Below are 20,652 nucleotides of genomic sequence, written 5' to 3'. Positions count from 1 at the left end.
ATCTTTCTTTAATTTAGGCGGCAGCAAACCATTACATGACCGCCAGAGCTGAACAGATCAAGGCAAACTGCGAAGCGTTATTCAACAAGCGCTACGAAGGGTATCGGCAATCCGAAGAGGTGATACTTCTTTCATACTTCGGCACCCTGGATCAAAGCCTCACATTTATCCTCTCTAACAAGGTGGAGCAAATTTTGGAGCGGCATGAACCATCCAGGAATATCATCAAGCGTATTTTCAGTATTCTAATTGAAAGCCTGCAGAATGTGCGTCACCACTCCTATAAAACAGTCGTTGAAGAAGAGCTTGCCGGTATTATTGTCACCCGGTCTGACAAGTTCTACGCCCTACGGGTAATGAATCTCGCCGACGAAAACGCGCGATTGATTCTCCAAAATCGCATTGATCAAATCAATAGCCTGAACAACGCCCAGTTGAAAGCCAGGTATCTCGAAACCATGACCAATGGTATGATTTCCGACAAAGGCGGCGCTGGATTGGGCATCATCACCATGGCGCTGAAATCCCGCCAGAAACTGGAACTCAGCTTTGACGAACTCAGCCAGGGTCTCTACTTTGTAAATCTGTGCTTTCGCATTGCGCTGGCCAGCCCCGAGGATGCAGGATACGATGGTTGATTCGGGGTCTTTTGCTCCATTGTGCTACTTTTGCAGCACTTTGCCAAAAGGCGCTTGTTTCAATTTTATCACCTCTCAACATGAAAAAAACTCCTCTCTACCATAAACACGTAGCACTCGGTGCCAAGATGGTGCCTTTTGCCGGATTCGAAATGCCTGTGCAATACGCCGGTGTAACCGAAGAGCACCTCGCTGTGCGCGAAAAACTGGGCGTGTTTGACGTCTCGCACATGGGCGAGTTTCGCGCTTCGGGGCCCGGAGCTCTTGCCCTCATCCAAAAGGTGTGTTCCAACGATGCCTCCAAACTTTACGATGGCAAGGTGCAGTACTCTTGTTTTCCGAATGAAAATGGCGGTATTGTGGATGATTTGCTCGTGTACCGGATTAGCGAGGAGGAATACTTTCTGGTGGTAAACGGCGCCAACATTGACAAGGACTGGGATTGGATCAATCGCCACAACGATACCGGCGCGGTGCTCACCAACGAGTCGGACGACTATGCGCTGCTTGCAGTTCAGGGACCCGATGCCGTTAAGGCGCTACAGCCTCTTACGGATGTTGACCTCGCCTCTATGGGCTATTACACCTTTGTAATGGGTGATTTCGCCGGGTTGAGCAACGTAATTATCTCCGCTACCGGATACACAGGAGCCGGTGGTTTTGAGCTCTATGTGAAACCCGATCAGGCAGAAGCACTGTGGGATGCCGTGATTAAAGCCGGAGCCCAACCTGCCGGACTTGCCGCTCGCGATACACTGCGTTTGGAAATGGGTTTCTGTCTCTACGGAAATGACATTGACGACACAACCTCTCCGCTTGAAGCCGGTCTGGGTTGGATTACCAAATTCACCAAAACCTTTATCAACTCCGATGCGCTCCTCAAGCAAAAGGAAAACGGCGTGGAAAAGAAATTGGTCGGTTTTGAGCTTGTTGACAGGGGAATTGCCCGCAAAGACTACGACATTGCCGATGACAATGAAAACGTTATCGGACGCGTAACGAGCGGAACCATGAGCCCCTCGCTCAAAAAAGCCATCGGGATGGGATACGTGCCTGCTCACATGGCTTCACCCGGTACTGAAATCAACGTGGTGGTGCGAAACAAGTTTCTCAAAGCCCGCGTGGTAAAATTCCCCTTTTACCAACAACCATGATGAAAGACGATTTTCCCAACAAAAAACGGGTGGAGGTATGTCCTTCACCCAAGCAGTTTGAGTTGTATCAGTGGGACTTCGATATTGTTGTAGCCATTGACGTATTGCGTGCCACCACGGCCATTTGCACCGGTCTTGATTTTGGTGTGAAAAAAATCATTCCCGTTTCTACACTCGAGGAAGCTTTTGAATACCGCCGTAAAGGATACATCGTGGGTGCTGAGCGAAACGGAGAAATTGTGGAGGGCTTTGCGTTTGGGAACTCGCCGTTTAGCTACATGAACAAAGCTTTCAAAGGAAAAACGCTGGTACTTACTACCACCAATGGTACCCGTGCCATTAACCTGGCCAGCAAAACGCACACGGTGGTGGTAGGAGCATTGGTGAATCTCGACGCCATCATACAATGGCTCATTGAGCAGGATAGAAATGTATTGCTGCTTTGCTCGGGCTGGAAGGATAAGTTTAATCTTGAGGATACCGTTTGTGCCGGTGCCATTACCGAAGGTCTCCTCGCTACGAACAAATTCAAGTCCGACGAGGACTCTACCATTTCGGCCATGTTCCTGTACCAAAGTGCACGCGATAATTATTTCTCTTTCCTGAAGCACAGCTCGCACAGACGCAGGCTTAAAAGGCTCAACCTGAACGAAGACATCAAGTACTGCCTCACACCCAACCAGACTGATGTCATTCCTATCCTCCGAAACGGTGCACTTGAGAAGCTCGAACGGGATGATAGCAAGTAGGCTTTTGAAAATTCGTGAAAAATTGCATCCCGGTGTAACCCTCGTTGCTGTTTCCAAAACGCGCTCCAATGAGGAGATCATGCAGGCCTATAACGCCGGGCAACGCGTGTTTGGCGAAAACCGCGCACAGGAAATGGCCGCTAAATTTGAAGAACTTCCCGGAGATATTCAATGGCACATGATTGGCCATTTGCAGCGCAACAAGGTGAAATACATAGCACCTTTTGTACACCTGATTCATTCGGTTGATTCTTTTCGGCTGCTCAAAGAAATCAACAAAGAAGCTGCACAGAACAACAGGGTAATACCGGTTTTGCTGCAATTTCACATTGCGCGCGAAGACTCCAAGCACGGCCTTCAGGAACCTTTGCCTTCGTTTCTGACGGATGGCTCCATGGAAATCATGAAAAACGTGGAAATTCGCGGCGTGATGGGCATGGCAACCTTTACCGACGATGAGACCCTGATTCGGGAGGAGTTCAGGAAATTGCGCAGCACCTTTGAGGGCTTGAAACAAGGCGTGATGAGCGGTAATACGGCTTTTCGCGAAATCAGTATGGGCATGAGTGCCGACTTTCTGCTGGCCCAGGAAGAGGGAAGCACCATGGTTAGAGTGGGAAGTGATATTTTTGGAGAAAGGAAATACACATGAGCGCAAAAGACAAATCGGCGCAGGCGGCGTACGCTAAGGTGCTGCGAAACCTGTTCTCGGCAAGCGATGAAGAGGTGATGGCGGCGGTGAAGGAGCTTTCGGATAGCGGAGACGATCAGGCTATTTTTCCGCTGCTGGAGGTGTTGCTCAACGGCTCAGATGATGCGCAACAAGCTGTAACTTCTGTGCTTTATCAACTCAAAAACCGAAAAGCAGCCCAGGCGCTCGTGGAGGCACTCGAAAATCCCAAATACATTCCTGTGCGGAAAACCATTCTGGCTTCATTCTGGAACAGTGGTATTATGCCGGTTGATAAGCTTCCGCTGCTTTGTGCCATCGCCGCCGAGGGCGATTTTGAGGAAGCCTTTGAGGTGCTGACCATCGTTGAGGCCATGGATGTGCAACTTGAGCCCGCAGAACTTGAGCCCGCCGAAGAGGCCGTGCGTGAGTTTCTGATGCATCATGATGATTCGCACCCTTGCCACGGTATCATGGAATCGCTGCAGGTGGCGCTCTCCAATCTCGAATCCCATAACGGATGACCTTCCTGGCAAACAGGGGCGGGTTTTTTCTGATGGTCGCATTGCTGGCGCATTCTGCCTGCAATACCGTTCAGGATCATACTTCCCGAATGATTTTCAGGTACAATGAAGGCGCCGGCATCTCATCGCTGGATCCCGCCTTTTCGCGCAGCCTCGAGAACATCTGGGCCGTGCACCAACTCTTCAACAGCCTTGTGGAACTTGACAGCAACATGTTGGTTCAGCCTTCGGTAGCCGAGAGCTGGGAAATCAGCGAGGATGGCCGGGTTTATACCTTTCGGCTCCGCGATGATGTGTTTTTCCACAACCACCAACTTTTTCCTGATGGCAAAGGCCGAAAAGTAACCGCCCACGATTTCGCCTACAGCTTTAACCGCCTTCGCAGCCCGGAACTGGCCTCGCCCGGTGCCTGGGTGCTGAGCTGGTTGGCCGATCAGCCCAGCGGTGGCGTGGAAGTTCCGGAGGATCGAACCCTGGTGCTCTACCTCAAAGCTCCCTTTCCGCCTTTTTTGGGTATGCTCAGCATGAAGTACTGCTCGGTAGTGCCTCACGAGGTAGCCGACCACTACGGAGCTGATTTCAGGGTTCACCCGGTAGGAACCGGTCCGTTTCAATTGCAGGCGTGGGTGGAGGATACTAAGCTCGTAATGAAACGAAACGAGCAATATTTTGAGCGCGATGAAAGGGGGCAGCCCCTGCCTTACCTCGACGGTGTGGCAGTGTCGTTTACCCGCGACGCCGGCGCCGAATTTCTGGAACTGCTCAAAGGGGGCTTTGATATGATTTCGGGTTTGCACAGTAGCTACAAAGACGAGCTGCTCGACCCCTTTGGCGACCTCAATGCAGCCTACCGAAAGCACCTTTACCTTCAGAAACAACCCTTTCTGAAAACAGATTATTTGGGCTTTTTGGTGGACGAAAACCTGCCCGCAGTGAAGGAGAGCCCGCTGCGAAACAAGTTGGTACGTCAGTCACTCAACCTCGGAATTGATCGTGGCTTGATGGTGCAGCACCTCCGGAATAACATCTACCGACCGGCCACCTCCGGATTTATTCCCTACGGAATGCCCGGTTTTGACCCCAACCGCGTGAAAGGCTATGATCGCGACCTCGACAGAGCGAGGGCTTTGTTGCGCGAAGCGGGCTACAGCAGCGGCAAGGAGCTCGGCACCATCACGCTGTCAACCACTTCGGATTATGTGGATTTGTGCGAGTTTGTGCAATCGCAACTGGAAGACCTCGACGTAAAAATCAAGGTAGATGTGCTGCCTGCAGGTACCCATGCCACCTACACAGCCGAGGGCAAACTCAGCTTTTTCCGAAAATCGTGGTTGGCAGATTACGGCGATGCGGAGAATTTTCTTTCGGTGTTCTACAGCCCTAACCACGCTCCGGGCGGACCGAACTACACCCGATTTAGCAACAAGCTTTTTGACGAGTGGTACGAGCAAAGTATGGAGATCCAAAGCCTCGAAGAGCGCCTGGCCCTCTACCAGCGTATGGATAGCCTGATGATGGAAGAGGCTCCCATCCTGCCGCTCTACTACGATGTGGTGGTGCGATTTGTGCGGAAAAACGTGCAGGGACTTAGGTCCAACGCCATGAACCTTCTTGATTTACGCAGGGTGCGTGTGCTTGAGGAGGAGAGCTAAGCTGCTCGCCACCGCGCATGCACCCTCAACTCGTGCAAACCTCCCAGCATAATCAGCAGTTGCGCGGCGGAGTAGGTCAACATAATCCATGCCCCGGCCATCGGTACGGGTTCTGTAAACTTGTTGTACGCCAGAAAGCTGTCGCTTACCAAAAAGAGCAGGGCCCCGGCAAAAACCAGGGCGAACCCCTTTCGGCTCACCTTGGCAAAGCGGTTGAGTGCCATCACCACCATCAGCAGGATGATGACCATGTAGGCAATCACCGCAATCTTCATGCTTCCCAAACCAGGCTCCAGCAGACGAAACAAACCAAGCGCGTAGGCCACGAGCAAAAACATCATCCAGGGTTGCTTCTTAATCATGGGGATGTGGTGGTTGTCGTGAAACCAGTACCTGAAAGACAGGATGTAAAACACATGCGCCAGGAAAAAGCTAATCAGTCCCATCAGGAAATACACCTCGTCTTCCTTTTGAAACATCAGCGAGATATCACCCAGCCAAGAGGCTACAAAACCAGCGAGTAACAAGTACCGCATGGGGTGTTTTACCCGTCGGGTGGCGGCCGTGAAGTATAAAATAATACTCAGCAGCAGAGCGGGTTTGCTCATCAGGTACCACTCCGGCCAGGTGTCGAGGTAACCTGAGGCCAGGCGCTCATTGAGCACAAGCACGCCAAAAAGAGCAATAAACACATGGTCACGCTGCATGCGCCAAGGGTGGTTTAGCACTGATGTACCACAGTCCGGCCGCTGAGGCCAGCAAGTAGGCGAGGGCCAATCCGATAGCTGCCATAGTACCCGCGAGAGGCATCAAAGCCCACAGCATCACTGCTGCAGTTATCACGAGCCGAATGCCTTCAACGCGGGTGGCGTAGGAGCGCTTTTCGAACATCAAGCCCAACGACATCACCGAGTAGATAACCGCCAGCGCAAGCACCGTAATCACCGGCCACGAAAAATGGGCCACCCCGAAAAGAAACCACGCCGTTCCGCCCAAAATGAAAAGGTATTGGGCAAAGAGGTAATAGCTTTCCTGATGCGAAAGCTGCACGTCGTACTTTTTGTAGGTGGCTTTTACCACGGGCGGCGGCTTGCGGAAACCTCCCATCGAATCAGGCCACCATCCGGGCGGTTTCAGGGCCAGCATTACCTTGTTTCGCCAGCCGGGAAGTTGCTTCATTTCATCCCACAACTCCCTAAAGGGCTTAATGTTGGCATATACTGCATTGAAACTCTCGGTGGGCTTGGTGATGCCGTATGTGGGGGTTTCTTCTTCTTTGGCAAAGGTTCCGAACATACGATCCCAGATAATCAGCGTGCCCCCGTGGTTTTTGTCGATGTACTTTGGGTCGCGGCCGTGGTGCACCCTGTGGTGCGAAGGCGTGTTGAAGATGTATTCAAAGGGGCCGAGATTGCCGATTACTTCAGTATGAATCCAGAACTGGTACAGCAGGTTGTAGGCTCCCAGCAGCAAAAACCACTCGGTAGGAAAACCCAGCAGTGCCATCGGGAAGTAGAAGTAAAAGGTGAAGATTTTTTGAAACGTGCTTTGCCTCAGTGCTACCGAAAGGTTGTAATCTTCACTTTGGTGATGTACCACGTGTCCGAGCCACATAAAATTTACCTGATGACTCATGCGGTGCGCCCAGTAGTAGAAAAAGTCCACCCCCAAAAATGCCAGCAGCCAGTAGTACAAGGTGTTGGGGATTTCAAACAGCGCAAAATTGACGAAGATTACGTGGTAAGCAGCCACTGTAAATACCTTGGCAAAAAGCCCTGTAACCTGTTCAACAATCCCGCAGGAAATGTTGGTCACAGCATCGTTCAGACGATACAAATGGCGGTTTTTTATGCGGTCGTACACCACTTCGGCGCCAATCAACACAAGAAAAACCGGGATGGATAATATAACCGGATTTACGTCCATAACTACAAAGTTAACGAATTCATCGGGCGGTTTTGCACTCATTCATCAACCATGCTCACCTTTGGTAACAATCCCAACGTCACTTGTAAAAATCAATCTACCTTTGAGCGCCAATGAATGCTTACCATGCTGAAAGTAGAACACATTGTAAAACAGTATGCCAACCACCGTGCGCTCAACGACGTGAGCTTTGAGGTGCCGCAGGGTTGCGTGTTTGGTTTACTCGGACCCAACGGAGCGGGTAAAACCACGCTTATCCGCATCATCAATCAGATCACGGGGCCCGACGAGGGCAAGGTATTTCTGAACGGAGAGCCCCTGGCACCCCATCATGTGCACAACATAGGCTACCTGCCCGAAGAGCGCGGTCTTTACAAAAAGATGAAAGTGGGCGAGCAAGCACTCTATCTGGCCCGGCTAAAAGGCATGACCAAAAATGAGGCCTTGCACAGGTTGAAATACTGGTTCGATAAGTTCAACATTGGTGATTGGTGGCACAAAAAAGTAGAGGAACTCAGCAAGGGTATGGCTCAGAAGGTTCAGTTTATCACAACGGTGATGCACGAGCCCCGGTTGCTTATTCTCGATGAGCCTTTCAGCGGATTCGATCCTATTAACGCAAACCTGATCAAGGCCGAAATTCTGGAGCTGAAAGAGAAAGGAACCACCATCATACTCTCCACCCACAACATGGGCTCAGTAGAGGAGATTTGCGACCACATTGCCCTTATCAACAAGTCGCGCAAGGTATTAAGCGGCCCCGTTGGAGAAGTGCGCAACCGCTATAAGGAAAACATGTTTGAAGTGCTGCTGCGTGGAAACATGATTGGTTTTGCCAATGCCTTGTGGACCGATTTCGAGATGGTGGAGAACCAACCCGACGGAGACGCGGTGCGCTGCAAAATTCGCTTGCTCAACAACAGAACGCTCAACGACTTGCTCGGTGTGGCCATTCAGCATACCGAGGTGATAGAGGTACGCGAGCTGATTCCCTCCATGAACGACATTTTTATCAAGGTTGTGAACGAAAACGCTGAAGAGCATGAATAAAATCGGACTCATTATCAGCCGCGAGTACAGTACCCGCGTAAAGAAAAAGTCATTTCTGCTGATGACCCTGCTCGGTCCGTTGCTCATCGCCGGGCTCATGATTGGCGCCATATACCTCGGGCTTTCAGACGACACCCAGCACATGGTGTTGGTGGTGGACGAAACGCCGGTGCTCGATAACAACATGCGGGTATTTGAAGGGCGGTTCAAAGAGTCGCCAACCATCAGGTTTGAGTATGCGTCGCAAATCATGTCGGACGAGGATTTTAAGGAAAGCCCTTTTACGTTGATGCTCATACTGAACGAGGAGGTGGTTACCAATCCTGTGGCAGAGCTGGTCTCTAAAAAGCAGCCCAGTTTGCGGGTTAAAAGCAACATAAGTAAGCAGGTAGAGCGCATTATTGAGCAGGAAAAAGTTCGCGAGCACGGCCTCAGCTACGACACCTACAAAAGCATTTCTACCAGCCTCGATTTGATTGACGTAGACGTTACCAACATGACCCGCGCCAGCCGCAAACAGGAAAAAGCGATTGTGGGCTTTGCCTTCGCTGTGGTAATTTACTTCTTCATCTTTTTGTACGGGGTGCAGGTGATGCGTGGTGTCATCGAAGAGAAAACCAACCGCATCGTTGAGGTCATCATTTCGTCGGTAAAACCCTTTGAACTGATGATGGGCAAAATCATCGGAATTGCGCTGGTGGGCCTCACGCAGTTTATGCTTTGGATCGTACTTACCGGCGTGCTTACTACTGTTGCGCAAGCGGTTTTCCTCCCCGATATGGGCGAGCAGGCAGCCATGGCCCAAATGCAAATGACGCAGGACGTGGCCTCCGAAGTGGGCAAAGCCACCGGGCAGGAAGCCATGAACAAATACTTCGAGTTGTTCTTTTATGAAATCAACTGGTTTGTAATGCTCGGCTCCTTCCTCTTTTTCTTCCTCGCGGGATACCTCCTTTACGCTGCGCTCTTTGCCGCTGTGGGTGCAGCCGTTGACAGCGAAGCCGATACCCAGCAGTTTATGCTGCCCATTACCATTCCTCTGGTTTTTGGATTTATCGTGGCGGAGATGTCGCTGGCCAACCCCGAAGGAACAGCAACCACTATTTTCTCGTTGGTTCCGCTAACCTCGCCGGTGGTGATGATGGTGCGCGTAGCCATGGGCGTGCCTGTTATGGAGGCCGTTTTGAGTATGCTTCTGCTCGTAGGAGGATTTCTGCTGGCCACCTGGGTAGCCGGTAAAATTTACCGAACCGGAATTCTTATGTATGGCAAAAAGGTAAATTATCGCGAACTTTGGAAATGGATTCGCTTTCAGCATTGATGCTTAACATATTCAAAAACAAACGCAAAAACTAAAATCTGACGTGAGAGTAGCGCTTTTAGACCTCGGAACCAATACCTTCAACATGCTCATTGCCGATGTAGACCGCAACAAAGGCTATTACAAGCGCGTCTTTCAATCTAAAGTACCGGTGCGATTGGGCGAAGGAGGAATCAACGACAACATCATTACCGAAGAGGCTTTTGAACGGGGGTTGCTGGCGCTTAAAAATCAGATTATCCGGCTTAAAAGCGAGGGTTGTGAGCAAGCCTACGCTTTCGGAACTTCGGCACTTCGCACTGCCTCCAACGGAAAAGAATTTGTGGACAAAGTGGCCGAGCTCTTCGATTTGCACATTGAGGTAATTGATGGCGACCGCGAAGCCCAGATGATTTACAAAGGCGTGAAACTCTCACTCGACCTGGGGCAGGAGAAATGCCTTATTATGGATATAGGTGGTGGTAGCAACGAGTTTATCATTGCCAATCAGGACGAGATTTTCTGGAAAAAGAGCTACCGTCTTGGCGTATCGCGTCTGCTTCAATGGCTGAAGCCCTCCGACCCCATCACCGGGGATGAGATTGAAAAGCTCACAACGAGGCTGTCCGACGAAATGGCTGATCTTTTTGAAGCCTGCCGAGTGCACGGTGTAAAAACGCTGGTTGGCTCCTCAGGATCGTTTGATTCACTGGCCGACATGATTTGCATCAACCTCCATAAGCACGAGCCGGATGACGACCGAAAGTTCTATGACTTTGAATTGTCGGATTACAACCATGTGAAGGAAATGATTCTCACATCCAGTAAGGAAAAAAGACTGGAAATGAGAGGGCTTCATCGCATCAGGGTGGATCTGATTGTGATGGCCGTGGTGATGATAGACCTTGTGATGGCGCGTTGCGATGTTTCGCGTATGCGCCAGTCGGCCTATTCGCTGAAAGAAGGAATACTGTTTGATTTACTCGAAGGAAACCTGTAAAAACACGTTATGCCCGAAGTACTGATCATTGACGACGAAAGAAGCATTCGCAGTGCGCTGCGCGAGATGCTTGAGTATGAAAAATTCAACGTAGATGAGGCCGAGGACGGCAAAGCCGGACTGGAACAACTCAACAAGAAGAAATACGACCTCGTGCTATGCGACATCAAGATGCCCAAAATGGACGGGCTGGAGGTGTTGGAAAAAATTCTGGAGCGCGAGGATGACATTCCGGTTATCATGATTTCGGGCCACGGCAACATTGAGACTGCCGTAGAAGCCCTCAAAAAAGGGGCCTACGATTTTATCGAAAAGCCATTTGACCTCAATCGCATACTGGTATCGGTGCGGAATGCATTTGACCGCACCACGCTGGTTGAGGAAACCAAGGTACTCAAGAAAAAAATCAACAAGAGCAAGGGCTTCGACATTATTGGCGAGTCGCAGGCCATAGCAGACATTCGCGAAATGATTGCCAAGGTGGCCCCCTCCGATGCGCGGGTGCTGATTACCGGCGGCAACGGATCAGGAAAGGAACTGGTAGCCCGTCAGATTCACCAGCAAAGTGCGCGCGTCGAAGCACCTTTTGTGGAAGTAAACTGTGCAGCCATTCCGTCTGAACTTATAGAAAGTGAGCTTTTTGGTCACGAAAAGGGCGCCTTTACCTCTGCCATCAAACAGCGCAAAGGAAAATTTGAACAGGCCGATGGAGGCACGTTGTTTCTGGATGAGATTGGCGACATGAGCTTGTCGGCCCAGGCCAAGGTATTGCGCGCTTTGCAGGAAAACAGAATCAATCGGGTAGGGGGAGACAAAGACATTACCGTGAATGTGCGCGTACTGGCCGCCACCAACAAAGACCTCCGAAAGGAAATCAGCGATGGCAAGTTTCGCGAAGATCTCTTTCATCGTTTGAGTGTGATTCTCATACACGTTCCGTCACTCAACGAGCGCAAGGACGATATACCGGTACTCACCGAGTATTTTGTGGATCAGTTGGTTGAAGAGCAAGGGTTGCTGAAGAAGACTTTTACACCCGAAGCCATCGAAGCGCTGCAGGAAGTGAATTGGACCGGAAACATTCGCGAACTGCGCAACATCATTGAGCGCCTGCTGATACTGGGCGGTAAGGAAGTGTCTGCCAGCGACGTGAAAACCTACGCCAATCCGGCAGTGGCCTAGTTACCCACGGGTTTCAATCAAGGTTGCTGAACCACTGCGTCCGGCGTCACCAACAGCTTACCTCGCACCAGTGTTTTGAAGCGGTGTGAAACTGCGTAGTGCATCAGCCCGGAGTATCCATCCGGTAGTGACACGTCGGTAAGGTGGCCGCTTAATTCCTGCCGGAGCAACTGTTTACCGGAAGTATCGAAGAAAATCAACTCAGAAGGAAAAGCAGCGCCAAAAAGCTCGGCGTGCCATTTCGCGTCTGCACCTTTAAAAAGCCTGAACCGGGGCTCGCCCATTTCGGCAGTAGTGCTGTTTCGGTGCAACCACCATTCTTCTGTGGCCAGTTCGCAGCCGTTTGCAAGGGTAACAATGGCCTGGTACACCCCGCTGCCGTAATTTGTGCTGATTTTCGGGAGCATTTCCCTGTAAACAGGCTCATTGTTGATGGTCCACCGCACGGCTCTTAAACTCGCAAATGGCTCTACCATGAGGTAGTCACCTTCTTCGATAAGGCAGGGAGATGTGCGCGATTGGCATTCATTGGTGTACACAATTCGGTTGTCGTTGAGGGCTTTGTTGTGCATGGCGGGCATGGCTTCACAATCGGAGAGCAGGTGTGCACGCATCCAGTACATGGCGTATGTTTTCACCACGTCATGCTGTTCCTTTCTGGGGATGGGTTCTTTGACCGAAGCAAGGATGGTTTCGCCCATTTCGCACAACCAGAAATGACTCGAAAAACCACAATGCGTGCCTCCGTGAATGACCATCAGTTTTTTACAGTCGCTGCCAACAGACTGGTAAATGGGCATTACATGCTCCTGTAAGGAGGTTACACCGTCGCTTCCCCCTGTAATAATGAGTGTGGGGATTTGAAGCTGCGTCGCTGCTGCCGCCGGCGATGGCTCCCACTCGGGCGGGGCGAGGGCTACCAAAGCCTTGAAGCGATTGCTCCACGCGGCCGCCAAAATAGAACAGCTCCCGCCCATGCTGTGGCCAATCAACCCGAAAGAATCCTCAATTCCGCCGTAAATGGGAGATTCACTGTTTTTGCTGTCGGCCAGCAGCGCATCAGGCAGAAAGGCGATGTCTTTGGCAAAGGCCCTGAAATCGGCGCTGAGACTCATTTCGGTTTTGGGCAGCACCACCACAAAGCCTTCGTTGCAAAATTTCCGTACCAGGTAAGAGTAAAAGTACACCGGCACGCCCATAGCATGCGCTACAATCACCACAGGGTAGGGGCCGTCTCGAAGAGGCGCATTGGCTCCGAGACCCGTTGCCGGGTAAAAAACATCGGCCTTCACCTCGCGGTCTCGCTCCCTGTCTTGATAGTTGGCGTAATACACAGCGTATTGGCCAGCCGCTTCGCCTGTAAGAACTATGCACAAGCCCAACAGCAGGGCTGTTAAAATCCTGTTGGATACGAATGTAGAAAGGTCCTTCATTTCACAGAGCAAACGTTTTTATACTTGCTTTAGTTCAGCACCCTGTTCATACTGGAGTTCGGTGCTTTAAGTATTTCGATACAAAGTAATATCAGCAGCATTTCTCAGCGATGCTTTGGTTACACAAAAAGTGTAAACATCCAGAACCACGGGGTAGTAGTATCACTGACACTAATGCTCGGTAATGGCCCGAATGGGTTTGCCGGTAGCGGCGTTCGGAAAAGAAATCCGCAGCAGTGACGAGACGGTGGGTGCAATGTCAGTAATAGAAAGCCGCTCGTCGGTGTGGCCCGGTTTTACACCCCATCCGAAAAACAGCGCCGGCACGTGGGTGTCGTAATTCCACGGTGAGCCATGCGTGGTTCCTTTGGAGCCGTATTCCATCCAAGCGGGCTCGGTAATAAGTATCACATCGCCGGAGCGCTTGTGGTTGTAGCCGTTCTGCATGAGGTGCACCATGCCCTGCGTGTATTCGTGGGTGCGAAAATCCCATGCCGTATAAGCCTCCGCTATACCTTCAAAGCGACGCACAAAATCGGCCAGCTCGCGGGCTATTTGCGCTGCGCTGTGTCCGCTCGTTTCTATCGCTCCCAAATTCAGGAAGAACTGCTCATTGCTGTAGTTGTCAATGGCGTTCTTAATCCCGAATCGTTCGGTGATGTGCTCTCTTGCGGCACTGAGAATGAGTTTTCCGGAGATGTATCCCGCCGGCACTCCAAGTTCCTTCAGTTGAGCCGGCACCCAACCGCCACCGTGATCGGCAGTAAGGAAAAACAGGTAGTTACCCTCTCCGAATTGTTCGTCCAGGAAGTTCAGAAATTCTCCCAATTCCAAATCAAAGCGCATGTAGTTGTCCTGAATTTCCACAGCTTGAGGACCGAGCATATGCCCAAGGTAATCCGGCGATGAATAACTCACTGTGAGAAAATCGGTTACTTCACCTTTCCCGAGTTGCTCGTTCAGAATGGCTTCACGGGCCAGGGCGGTGGTGATGGTGTTTCCAAATGGAGTGGATTTAATCATGTTGATTCCACCGTTTTCTTGCTTGAGTTCTTTCAGATTGTATGGAAAAACAGGCTTGTCTTTGCCGCGAAATGCATGCTCCCAGGGGTTGTCATCGGGTGCGCTTTCTATGTATAATTCAATAGGTTTGAGGGGTTCCCATACGTCGGGCACAAAGTCCATCATTTTTTCGTTGAAATCCTGCACCCACTGAGGCAGGGATTCCATGTAAAAGGAGCTGGTAATCCATTGGTCGGTCATCCAGTAGGCCGCGTCCGCAGTATGGCCTCCGGAAAGGGTTGCGCCGCGGTCTTTGATGGCAATAGCAATGGTTTTGGATCTTCCTGCACTGTGAAGTTTCAGCTCATCGGCTACGGTAGTGGCAATCATGTTGCGCGGCGACATCTGTCCTTTGGGGCTTTGTTGTCCCACAGAGCGCACCGACCGGTCTTCGGAGCAATACATGGTGCGACCCTCGTCGCGCATGTACCAATCATTGGCTATGATGCCATGGTAACGCGGCGTGGTCCCGGTAAAGATGGATGCATGCCCTGGCCCGGTAAATGTGGGGCCGTAGTTGTAGTGCAGGTTCCGGCAATCAAATCCATCTCGAAGAATGCGCTTAAAACCGTTTTCGGAATAGTGCGCCTCGTACCGGGTGAGGTAGTCGTAGCGCATTTGATCTACCACCATTCCTATCACGAGCTTCGGATGTGATTCGTTTTGAGCAACAAGCGCTGTTGAGATCGCAAACAGAGCGTAAAAAAGGGCGGGAAGTACTTTGCTGAACATGATGCGGTAAAGATAAGCTAAGGCGTTTCGCTGGCAGGTTAAGCCCATTTCATGAAGGCGTAAAGAACGAACAAACACGAGGCCACACTGACCAGAACATTTGCAACGGCCCACAGGTACATTTGCCTTTCCAGCAGCAAGAGCGTTTCGAGGCTGAAAGTGGAAAAGGTGCTGAAACCACCGCAAAATCCAATGACTGCCAGCGCTGACCAAAAGGGGTATCGGTAAAAATCCCTTCCCATCCACAGCCAAACCAGCGCAAGCACGGCGCAAGCCAAAATGTTGGCACTGAGCGTTCCCCACGGAAACTTAGAGTCTGAGAGTTGCACCACCAACCTGCTGATGCCAAAACGGCTCAGGCTGCCCAATCCGCCTCCGATAAATATGGCGAGTAGAATTTTCAAGTGCTTTGTCTTTGGGCCATGAAGGTAAACAATCTGGAGGTGAACAGCGCAACGGCAGCGCCAAAGAGGGCACCCGCAGCAATGTCAGAAGGGTAGTGAACCCCCAGATACACACGGCTCAGCGAAACCACAAATGCCCAGCCAAAGAGCGCTGTCATCCACTTGCCATTGCCTTTAAACAAGGTGAGCGAAAGAAAAACCGCAATGCCCGCATGGTTAGCTGCATGCGAAGACACAAACCCGTACAGCCCTCCGCAATGGTCGTTTACGATGTGCAACAGCGGACCAATGTCGTGATGATGGCAGGGGCGGTAGCGCATAAACACATTTTTGAAGAAGTGCACCGAGCCCAAATCGGTCAGGGCTACGGTGAGAAGCGCTCCGGCAATCAACAGTCCGAAGGGCTTTAACTCCCACTTTTTGAAGGCAATGATGGCCACCCAAAGGTACAAAGGTACCCATGTAAGCTTTTCGCTGAAGGCCCACATCAAGCTGTCGAGCCAGGGTTTGTGCAGTCCGTTTATCCACAGGAGCAATGCCTGATCCAGCTCTTTAAGCCACTCCATTGCTTTCGGGAGGATTGAGTGACTTCCAGATCAAATCCTTCAATTCGGTGATTCCCTCGCCGCTCACCGACGAAAAATACAGGTGCGGGAGATCGCTTAGTGTAGCAGAAATTTCGCGCTTCAGCTCCGTGTCCAGCATATCACTTTTCGAAATGGTAACGATGCGCGATTTATCGAGCAATTCGGGGTTGTATTCCTTTAATTCGTTCAGCAGGATATCGTATTCGTTTCGGTGGTTCTCACTATCGGCGGGGATAAGGAAAAGCAAAATGCTGTTTCGTTCAATGTGGCGAAGAAACCGCAGACCTATGCCTTTGCCCGTATGCGCGCCTTCAATGATTCCGGGGATGTCGGCCATCACAAAAGAGCGATGGTCGCGATACGACACTATACCGAGATTAGGAACAAGCGTGGTAAAAGGGTAGTTGGCAATTTCAGGCTTGGCTGCCGATACCACTGAGAGCAGGGTGGATTTTCCGGCGTTGGGAAAACCTACCAGACCTACGTCGGCCAATACTTTGAGCTCGAGTATTTTCCAGATATTTTGCCCGTCCTCACCGGGTTGGGCAAAGCGCGGGGTTTGACGCGTAGCGGATTTAAAGTGAACGTTTCCCAGTCCACCGCGACCGCCGGCCACGAGCACCACTTCCTGCCCGTCTTCGGTAATTTCAACGTCCACCTCGCCGGATTCTGCGTCGCGGGCTACCGTTCCGAGAGGTACTTCCAGAATGATGTCTTTTCCGCTCGCGCCCGTTGAGGTGCTTCTGCCACCAGATTCACCGGCACCCGCAATTACATGCTTCTGGTACTTGAGGTGCAGAAGCGTCCACAATTGTTTGTTTCCGCGCAGAATGATGTGACCGCCGCGCCCACCATCCCCGCCGTCGGGGCCACCTCGTGAGGTCAGCCTGTCGCGACGAAGATGGGCAGATCCTGCACCGCCCTTTCCGGAGCGGCAGCAGATTTTTACGTAGTCAACAAAGTTTGCGCCCGACATGGCCAGTTGTAGGGTTTAGATGCTGTCAATCACAGCGTAAAGGCGATCAGATATTTCTTCGATTGTACCGATGCCATCAATACCGTGGTATTTATTCTGCTCGCGGTAAAACTCAGCCACGGGAGCTGTTTCACGCTCATATACGGCGATACGGTTGGCAATGATTTCGGGGTCGGCATCATCGGGTCGGCCACTCGAAGCTGCGCGCAACGCGAGGCGTTTTTTCAGCTCATCGGCCGGCACTTCCAGCCCTAGCATGAGCGATATTTCAGTGTTGCGCGATGCGAGAAATGCATCGAGTGCCGCAGCCTGTGCCCGTGTACGTGGAAAGCCGTCGAAAATAAACCCACGGGCCTCGGGGTGTTTCTCCACTTCGCTTTCGAGCATCTTGATGGTTACCTCGTCGGGAACCAACTCGCCTTTGTCCATGTAGCTTTTTGCGCGCTCACCCAACTCGGTGCCGCCTTTGATATTGGCACGAAAAACATCACCTGTGCTGAGATGCACAAGACTGTAACGTGTGATGAGATTCTCGCTTTGGGTGCCTTTTCCTGCACCGGGAGGTCCGAACAATACAATGTTTAACATAGCGATGGTTTATTCTGTGATTTTGTAAATGTGCTTCAGGTTGCGCCCCAAACCGTCGTAATCGAGGCCATAACCCACCAGGAAATCGTTGGGAACGCGCAGGGCTGCATATTCAATGGGAATGTTGCGGGTGTATGCCTTTGGCTTAAACAGCAAGGTGCATATGTGAATACTGGCCGGACGCTGTGTTTTGAGACTTTCCACAAGGTGTTCAATGGTGTTGCCGGTGTCAACAATGTCTTCCACTATCACCACTGTGCGATCCTTGATATTCTCGTTCAGCCCCACCAGTTGCTTCACCTGACCGGTGCTGCTGGTTCCTTCGTAGGAGGCCACCTTTACAAACGACACTTCACACGGAATGTGAACATGCTTGAGCAAGTCGCCCAAAAACATGAATGCGCCGTTGAGCACTCCCACAAAAAGAGGGTTCAATCCTTCGAGGTCGCGGTTGATGGTTGCGGCTACTTCGCGCACTGCCTTTTCAATCGCATCGTCCGAAATGTGAATGGCAAAAGTGCGGTCGTGCAGTTGTACGGTGTTTGTCACGAAGCTGAATTAAGGCTGCGAAGGTAGTTATTTTTGGCCGTGTTGCACGGAGATGGAGCTGGCGCGATGGTTCCCTGGTAAACGCATTTAGAATCTCTGTGAAAGGTGCCGAAGCAGCCTGCAGTTGGCGGGCCTGCTTCACGCTTTTTGCGCTAAAGTCTTTTAAACCGTCTGCCTTGCCTCAGACAGCGCATCCCGACATTTGCATAGGGCAAGGGAGGCTCAGATTGCCATTTCGTTATTTATCGAGCGCACCAGTTTTGAACGCGAACGTCTCATCAATGGCACAACGACGGCCGATGGTTTTACACCGAAAATATTACCTTTGGCCGCCTTTCTTGCCCGGATGGTGGAATAGGTAGACACGCAGGACTTAAAATCCTGTGGCCATTGCGGCCGTGCGGGTTCGATTCCCGCTCCGGGTACTTTTTGGATTTTCGAATAAACGAGTGGACTTTTTGGTTGTTGGTTTTGTGCCCCGCCCAATAATGTAATATTATCAGAAAGGTTTGAAAATTGTCTCCGGCCTTTCAGACTTTAGACGTGCATAGAATTCAATAGCGTACCTGTCGGTCATTGAGGCAACATAGTCACATATTACCCTTTGTTGACTGGGTTTCTCTTTCATCTTTGATAACACTTCTTGAACGTCAGCAGGTAGTAGTTTCTCACCGACTCCTTTCTTTTCTAATGATTCAAATATGGTTTTCACAATTTCTTTTCCTCTGTACTCAGCTATTTTTAATCGAGGAGAGTCTATCAGCCAGAGAAATGTAAACTGCTTCAATATTTCGACCTTTATGCGCATGTCTCTACTCAACCGGACAGTTGAAAGAGCCAAGTTTTCTTCATTAGGTTCAAACTCAATTGAACGGATGGCCCGGCCTATCCAGCCCGAAGTTGCAGACATTCTGTGATATCCATTGTTTTGCACTTCTTGGGCACCGATGTACAACGTTTCAAAAAGATATTTGAAGATTTTTTTCATCTCCGTTCCGTCAGAAATTTGTGTTAATTCATCGAACGGCTCTTGCGGTAGCATCAATGGCACAAACAATTCTGGGAGTTTTTCATGAATTTCTCTTTCACTCAAATCACCTCTCCTACCATCTTTTACCAAGGCTTCGTTCACTTTTTTTCTTATCTTCTCTCGAATTTCTTCTTTTGGGAAAAGGAAATCTAACGGGCTTATGAATTTAGCCTTCAATGCGTCTTCTAGATCAAATGTGCTGTATGCTATGTCATCTGCAATGTCCATTATCTGACATTCAATTGTCTTGAACTTTCCCGGCTTAGCCACCCCATATGGGTCCACTTTGTCTTTAATTTCATTTACTCTCCGCGCATCACATTGATAGTAACCCTTATAAGGTCTAATATTTTTTTTTAATGCACGTTTTTTCGCATTTTCCTCCTTCATTCTCTTCAATCTGGAGCGAGTGTCAAAAGGGATGTCCTTGTCATATTTCAATACGGACGCCAATGTCCGTGCGCATAGGTTCAATCCTATTCTCTGGTCTTCGTCGACTGATGGTCCTATGTCCGTAGAGACCTTCTTTTCCAGTACGGATAATATTCTAAACGTTTGGGCATTCCCCTCAAAGCCTCCGTAATCAACCATCAGTTCATCTAAGATTTCTTCGCCCTGATGACCAAAAGGTGGATGCCCGAGGTCGTGCGCTAACGCAGCTAAACACACTAAATCTTCATCTATGTCAAGCTGTTTGTGTGCAGTTTTCTTTTCGCCTGTGTTATCCACTCCTACATTACAGGTCGCATTAATTCGTCGTGTTATCGCTCGCGCAATCTGAGCCACTTCAAGCGAATGTGTGAGACGGTTTCTGAAGAAATCATTTTCTATTCCAGGAAATAATTGCGTTTTCCCTTGTAATCTCCTGAAGGAAGGAGAATGCAATATGCGCGCATAGTCTCGACTAAACTGGCTGCGGTAGTATTCTGGCTCTAAATCCGACTCGGGTTCTGCTAGTGCTCTAGAATAGTCAAGTTCTTGGTAAAAAGACAAAGACATTACTTTTTTGACACCTTAATCGTCAGACTACCGCCACTCTTTGATTTGACAACATACTTCTTAATTTCTTTTGGCAAGTATGCCTTCTTCATAGCAATATTCCTTACCGCTTCTAGTGTTTTAGCTGATTTGTCCATAGTGCTGCGTTTTGTTCTTTTGCAAATGTACTGATATCTCGGTTAAAACTAAGGATAAGTTCGATGGAACATGATATTAGCCCGCCTAAATGTCTGTATTCGCTTCTTGACCGGCAACGGTCATCAAGAAACCATGCGCAAATCTCGTTGTAAGATGTGTTGTATAGAGGCAGGTCAAACAATTTTCACAGAACTTATTTGACTGTAGTGTTCTTTTATATTTTTTCAGTCGTTTGCTGTGAGACGTAAGCCTACAATCCTGTGGCCATTGCGGCCGTGCGGGTTCGATTCCCGCTCCGGGTACTTTTTC

Annotated in this window: 20 protein-coding genes and 1 tRNA gene; 11 read left to right on the top strand and 10 right to left on the bottom strand. The window is 50.3% G+C overall.

What is annotated here, in order from left to right; all coding sequences use genetic code 11:
* Positions 1-35: 35 nt before the first annotated feature.
* The 6 genes from EA392_04275 to EA392_04250 all read left to right on the top strand — a co-directional run bounded on the left by EA392_04275 (position 36) and on the right by EA392_04250 (position 5,387).
* Positions 36-638 (top strand): hypothetical protein, encoded by a 603-nt coding sequence (locus EA392_04275; GenBank protein TVR40264.1) that lies wholly within the window; start codon positions 36-38, stop codon positions 636-638.
* 80 nt (positions 639-718) lie between these two features.
* On the top strand, positions 719-1,792 hold the full coding sequence (gene gcvT / locus EA392_04270) for a glycine cleavage system aminomethyltransferase GcvT (GenBank protein ID TVR40276.1): 1,074 nt from the start codon (positions 719-721) through the stop codon (positions 1,790-1,792).
* The gene (locus EA392_04265) at positions 1,792-2,541 is read left to right on the top strand and encodes a 2-phosphosulfolactate phosphatase (GenBank protein ID TVR40275.1); all 750 of its coding nucleotides are present in this window, start codon (positions 1,792-1,794) and stop codon (positions 2,539-2,541) included. The genes gcvT and EA392_04265 overlap by 1 nt, the downstream gene beginning before the upstream one ends.
* Complete coding sequence (locus EA392_04260; GenBank protein TVR40263.1) at positions 2,528-3,193, top strand: YggS family pyridoxal phosphate-dependent enzyme; 666 nt, start codon at positions 2,528-2,530, stop codon at positions 3,191-3,193. The genes EA392_04265 and EA392_04260 overlap by 14 nt, the downstream gene beginning before the upstream one ends.
* Positions 3,190-3,735 carry a hypothetical protein gene (locus EA392_04255; protein TVR40262.1) on the top strand — a complete coding sequence of 182 codons (546 nt, stop codon included), beginning with the start codon at positions 3,190-3,192 and terminating at the stop codon, positions 3,733-3,735. The genes EA392_04260 and EA392_04255 overlap by 4 nt, the downstream gene beginning before the upstream one ends.
* Positions 3,732-5,387 (top strand): ABC transporter substrate-binding protein, encoded by a 1,656-nt coding sequence (locus EA392_04250; protein TVR40261.1) that lies wholly within the window; start codon positions 3,732-3,734, stop codon positions 5,385-5,387. Before EA392_04255 ends, EA392_04250 begins: the two co-directional genes overlap by 4 nt.
* On the opposite strand, the gene EA392_04245 is transcribed toward EA392_04250, so the two are convergent.
* Both EA392_04245 and EA392_04240 read right to left on the bottom strand, forming a co-directional pair.
* Positions 5,384-6,094 (bottom strand): lysoplasmalogenase, encoded by a 711-nt coding sequence (locus tag EA392_04245; protein TVR40260.1) that lies wholly within the window; start codon positions 6,092-6,094, stop codon positions 5,384-5,386. The two genes, EA392_04250 and EA392_04245, sit on opposite strands and share 4 nt — an antisense overlap.
* Complete coding sequence (locus EA392_04240; GenBank protein TVR40259.1) at positions 6,084-7,313, bottom strand: sterol desaturase family protein; 1,230 nt, start codon at positions 7,311-7,313, stop codon at positions 6,084-6,086. The genes EA392_04245 and EA392_04240 overlap by 11 nt, the downstream gene beginning before the upstream one ends.
* Before the next feature lie 117 nt (positions 7,314-7,430).
* Here EA392_04240 and EA392_04235 point away from each other — a divergent pair, with 117 nt between their 5' ends.
* The 4 genes from EA392_04235 (at position 7,431) to EA392_04220 (ending at position 11,845) form a co-directional block, all read left to right on the top strand.
* Positions 7,431-8,363, top strand: a complete 933-nt coding sequence (locus EA392_04235; GenBank protein ID TVR40258.1) for an ATP-binding cassette domain-containing protein — start codon at positions 7,431-7,433, stop codon at positions 8,361-8,363.
* Entirely contained in the window at positions 8,356-9,684 is a 1,329-nt protein-coding gene (locus EA392_04230; GenBank protein TVR40257.1) for an ABC transporter permease, read from the top strand. The genes EA392_04235 and EA392_04230 overlap by 8 nt, the downstream gene beginning before the upstream one ends.
* 85 nt (positions 9,685-9,769) lie before the next feature.
* A complete protein-coding gene (locus tag EA392_04225) occupies positions 9,770-10,663 on the top strand; it encodes a phosphatase (GenBank protein ID TVR40256.1) in 894 nt (297 codons plus the stop codon).
* Positions 10,664-10,672: 9 nt separating this feature from the next.
* Complete coding sequence (locus EA392_04220) at positions 10,673-11,845, top strand: sigma-54-dependent Fis family transcriptional regulator (GenBank protein TVR40255.1); 1,173 nt, start codon at positions 10,673-10,675, stop codon at positions 11,843-11,845.
* A 17-nt stretch (positions 11,846-11,862) separates the two neighbouring features.
* Here the strand turns inward: EA392_04220 and EA392_04215 are convergent, their stop codons facing one another.
* The 7 genes from EA392_04215 to hpt form a co-directional block, all read right to left on the bottom strand.
* A complete protein-coding gene (locus tag EA392_04215; protein TVR40254.1) occupies positions 11,863-13,278 on the bottom strand; it encodes a hypothetical protein in 1,416 nt (471 codons plus the stop codon).
* A gap of 171 nt (positions 13,279-13,449) precedes the next feature.
* Entirely contained in the window at positions 13,450-15,072 is a 1,623-nt protein-coding gene (locus EA392_04210) for an alkaline phosphatase family protein (GenBank protein TVR40274.1), read from the bottom strand.
* A gap of 38 nt (positions 15,073-15,110) precedes the next feature.
* The gene (crcB, locus tag EA392_04205) at positions 15,111-15,509 is read right to left on the bottom strand and encodes a fluoride efflux transporter CrcB (GenBank protein TVR40253.1); all 399 of its coding nucleotides are present in this window, start codon (positions 15,507-15,509) and stop codon (positions 15,111-15,113) included.
* On the bottom strand, positions 15,473-16,042 hold the full coding sequence (locus EA392_04200; GenBank protein TVR40252.1) for a phosphatase PAP2 family protein: 570 nt from the start codon (positions 16,040-16,042) through the stop codon (positions 15,473-15,475). Before EA392_04200 ends, crcB begins: the two co-directional genes overlap by 37 nt.
* The gene (gene obgE, locus EA392_04195; protein ID TVR40251.1) at positions 16,029-17,039 is read right to left on the bottom strand and encodes a GTPase ObgE; all 1,011 of its coding nucleotides are present in this window, start codon (positions 17,037-17,039) and stop codon (positions 16,029-16,031) included. The genes EA392_04200 and obgE overlap by 14 nt, the downstream gene beginning before the upstream one ends.
* 15 nt (positions 17,040-17,054) lie before the next feature.
* Positions 17,055-17,627, bottom strand: coding sequence for an adenylate kinase (locus tag EA392_04190; protein ID TVR40250.1), 573 nt, complete (start codon positions 17,625-17,627; stop codon positions 17,055-17,057).
* Between the two features lie 9 nt (positions 17,628-17,636).
* The gene (hpt, locus tag EA392_04185) at positions 17,637-18,176 is read right to left on the bottom strand and encodes a hypoxanthine phosphoribosyltransferase (GenBank protein ID TVR40249.1); all 540 of its coding nucleotides are present in this window, start codon (positions 18,174-18,176) and stop codon (positions 17,637-17,639) included.
* Positions 18,177-18,516: 340 nt separating this feature from the next.
* Here hpt and EA392_04180 point away from each other — a divergent pair.
* Positions 18,517-18,601: transfer RNA gene (locus EA392_04180), tRNA-Leu, on the top strand.
* Positions 18,602-18,675: 74 nt separating this feature from the next.
* Here the strand turns inward: EA392_04180 and dgt are convergent.
* Positions 18,676-20,205: a dNTP triphosphohydrolase gene (gene dgt / locus EA392_04175; GenBank protein ID TVR40248.1), complete on the bottom strand. Its 1,530-nt coding sequence runs from the start codon at positions 20,203-20,205 to the stop codon at positions 18,676-18,678.
* Between the last annotated feature and the right edge of the window lie 447 nt (positions 20,206-20,652).

The sequence above is a fragment of the Cryomorphaceae bacterium genome (assembly GCA_007695365.1).
GTDB lineage: Bacteria > Bacteroidota > Bacteroidia > Flavobacteriales_D > SKUL01 > SKUL01.
This window is presented reverse-complemented; position numbering and strand designations above follow the sequence as displayed.

What these genes read in the sequence shown, in the direction of transcription:
- EA392_04275 (TVR40264.1), top strand. Translation starts at nt 36, where the DNA reads ATGACCGCCAGAGCTGAACAGATCAAGGCAAACTGCGAAGCGTTATTC.
- gcvT (TVR40276.1), top strand. Translation starts at nt 719, where the DNA reads ATGAAAAAAACTCCTCTCTACCATAAACACGTAGCACTCGGTGCCAAG.
- EA392_04265 (TVR40275.1), top strand. Translation starts at nt 1,792, where the DNA reads ATGAAAGACGATTTTCCCAACAAAAAACGGGTGGAGGTATGTCCTTCA.
- EA392_04260 (TVR40263.1), top strand. Translation starts at nt 2,528, where the DNA reads ATGATAGCAAGTAGGCTTTTGAAAATTCGTGAAAAATTGCATCCCGGT.
- EA392_04255 (TVR40262.1), top strand. Translation starts at nt 3,190, where the DNA reads ATGAGCGCAAAAGACAAATCGGCGCAGGCGGCGTACGCTAAGGTGCTG.
- EA392_04250 (TVR40261.1), top strand. Translation starts at nt 3,732, where the DNA reads ATGACCTTCCTGGCAAACAGGGGCGGGTTTTTTCTGATGGTCGCATTG.
- EA392_04245 (TVR40260.1), bottom strand. Translation starts at nt 6,094, where the DNA reads ATGCAGCGTGACCATGTGTTTATTGCTCTTTTTGGCGTGCTTGTGCTC.
- EA392_04240 (TVR40259.1), bottom strand. Translation starts at nt 7,313, where the DNA reads ATGGACGTAAATCCGGTTATATTATCCATCCCGGTTTTTCTTGTGTTG.
- EA392_04235 (TVR40258.1), top strand. Translation starts at nt 7,431, where the DNA reads ATGCTTACCATGCTGAAAGTAGAACACATTGTAAAACAGTATGCCAAC.
- EA392_04230 (TVR40257.1), top strand. Translation starts at nt 8,356, where the DNA reads ATGAATAAAATCGGACTCATTATCAGCCGCGAGTACAGTACCCGCGTA.
- EA392_04225 (TVR40256.1), top strand. Translation starts at nt 9,770, where the DNA reads ATGCTCATTGCCGATGTAGACCGCAACAAAGGCTATTACAAGCGCGTC.
- EA392_04220 (TVR40255.1), top strand. Translation starts at nt 10,673, where the DNA reads ATGCCCGAAGTACTGATCATTGACGACGAAAGAAGCATTCGCAGTGCG.
- EA392_04215 (TVR40254.1), bottom strand. Translation starts at nt 13,278, where the DNA reads ATGAAGGACCTTTCTACATTCGTATCCAACAGGATTTTAACAGCCCTG.
- EA392_04210 (TVR40274.1), bottom strand. Translation starts at nt 15,072, where the DNA reads ATGTTCAGCAAAGTACTTCCCGCCCTTTTTTACGCTCTGTTTGCGATC.
- EA392_04200 (TVR40252.1), bottom strand. Translation starts at nt 16,042, where the DNA reads ATGGAGTGGCTTAAAGAGCTGGATCAGGCATTGCTCCTGTGGATAAAC.
- obgE (TVR40251.1), bottom strand. Translation starts at nt 17,039, where the DNA reads ATGTCGGGCGCAAACTTTGTTGACTACGTAAAAATCTGCTGCCGCTCC.
- EA392_04190 (TVR40250.1), bottom strand. Translation starts at nt 17,627, where the DNA reads ATGTTAAACATTGTATTGTTCGGACCTCCCGGTGCAGGAAAAGGCACC.
- dgt (TVR40248.1), bottom strand. Translation starts at nt 20,205, where the DNA reads ATGTCTTTGTCTTTTTACCAAGAACTTGACTATTCTAGAGCACTAGCA.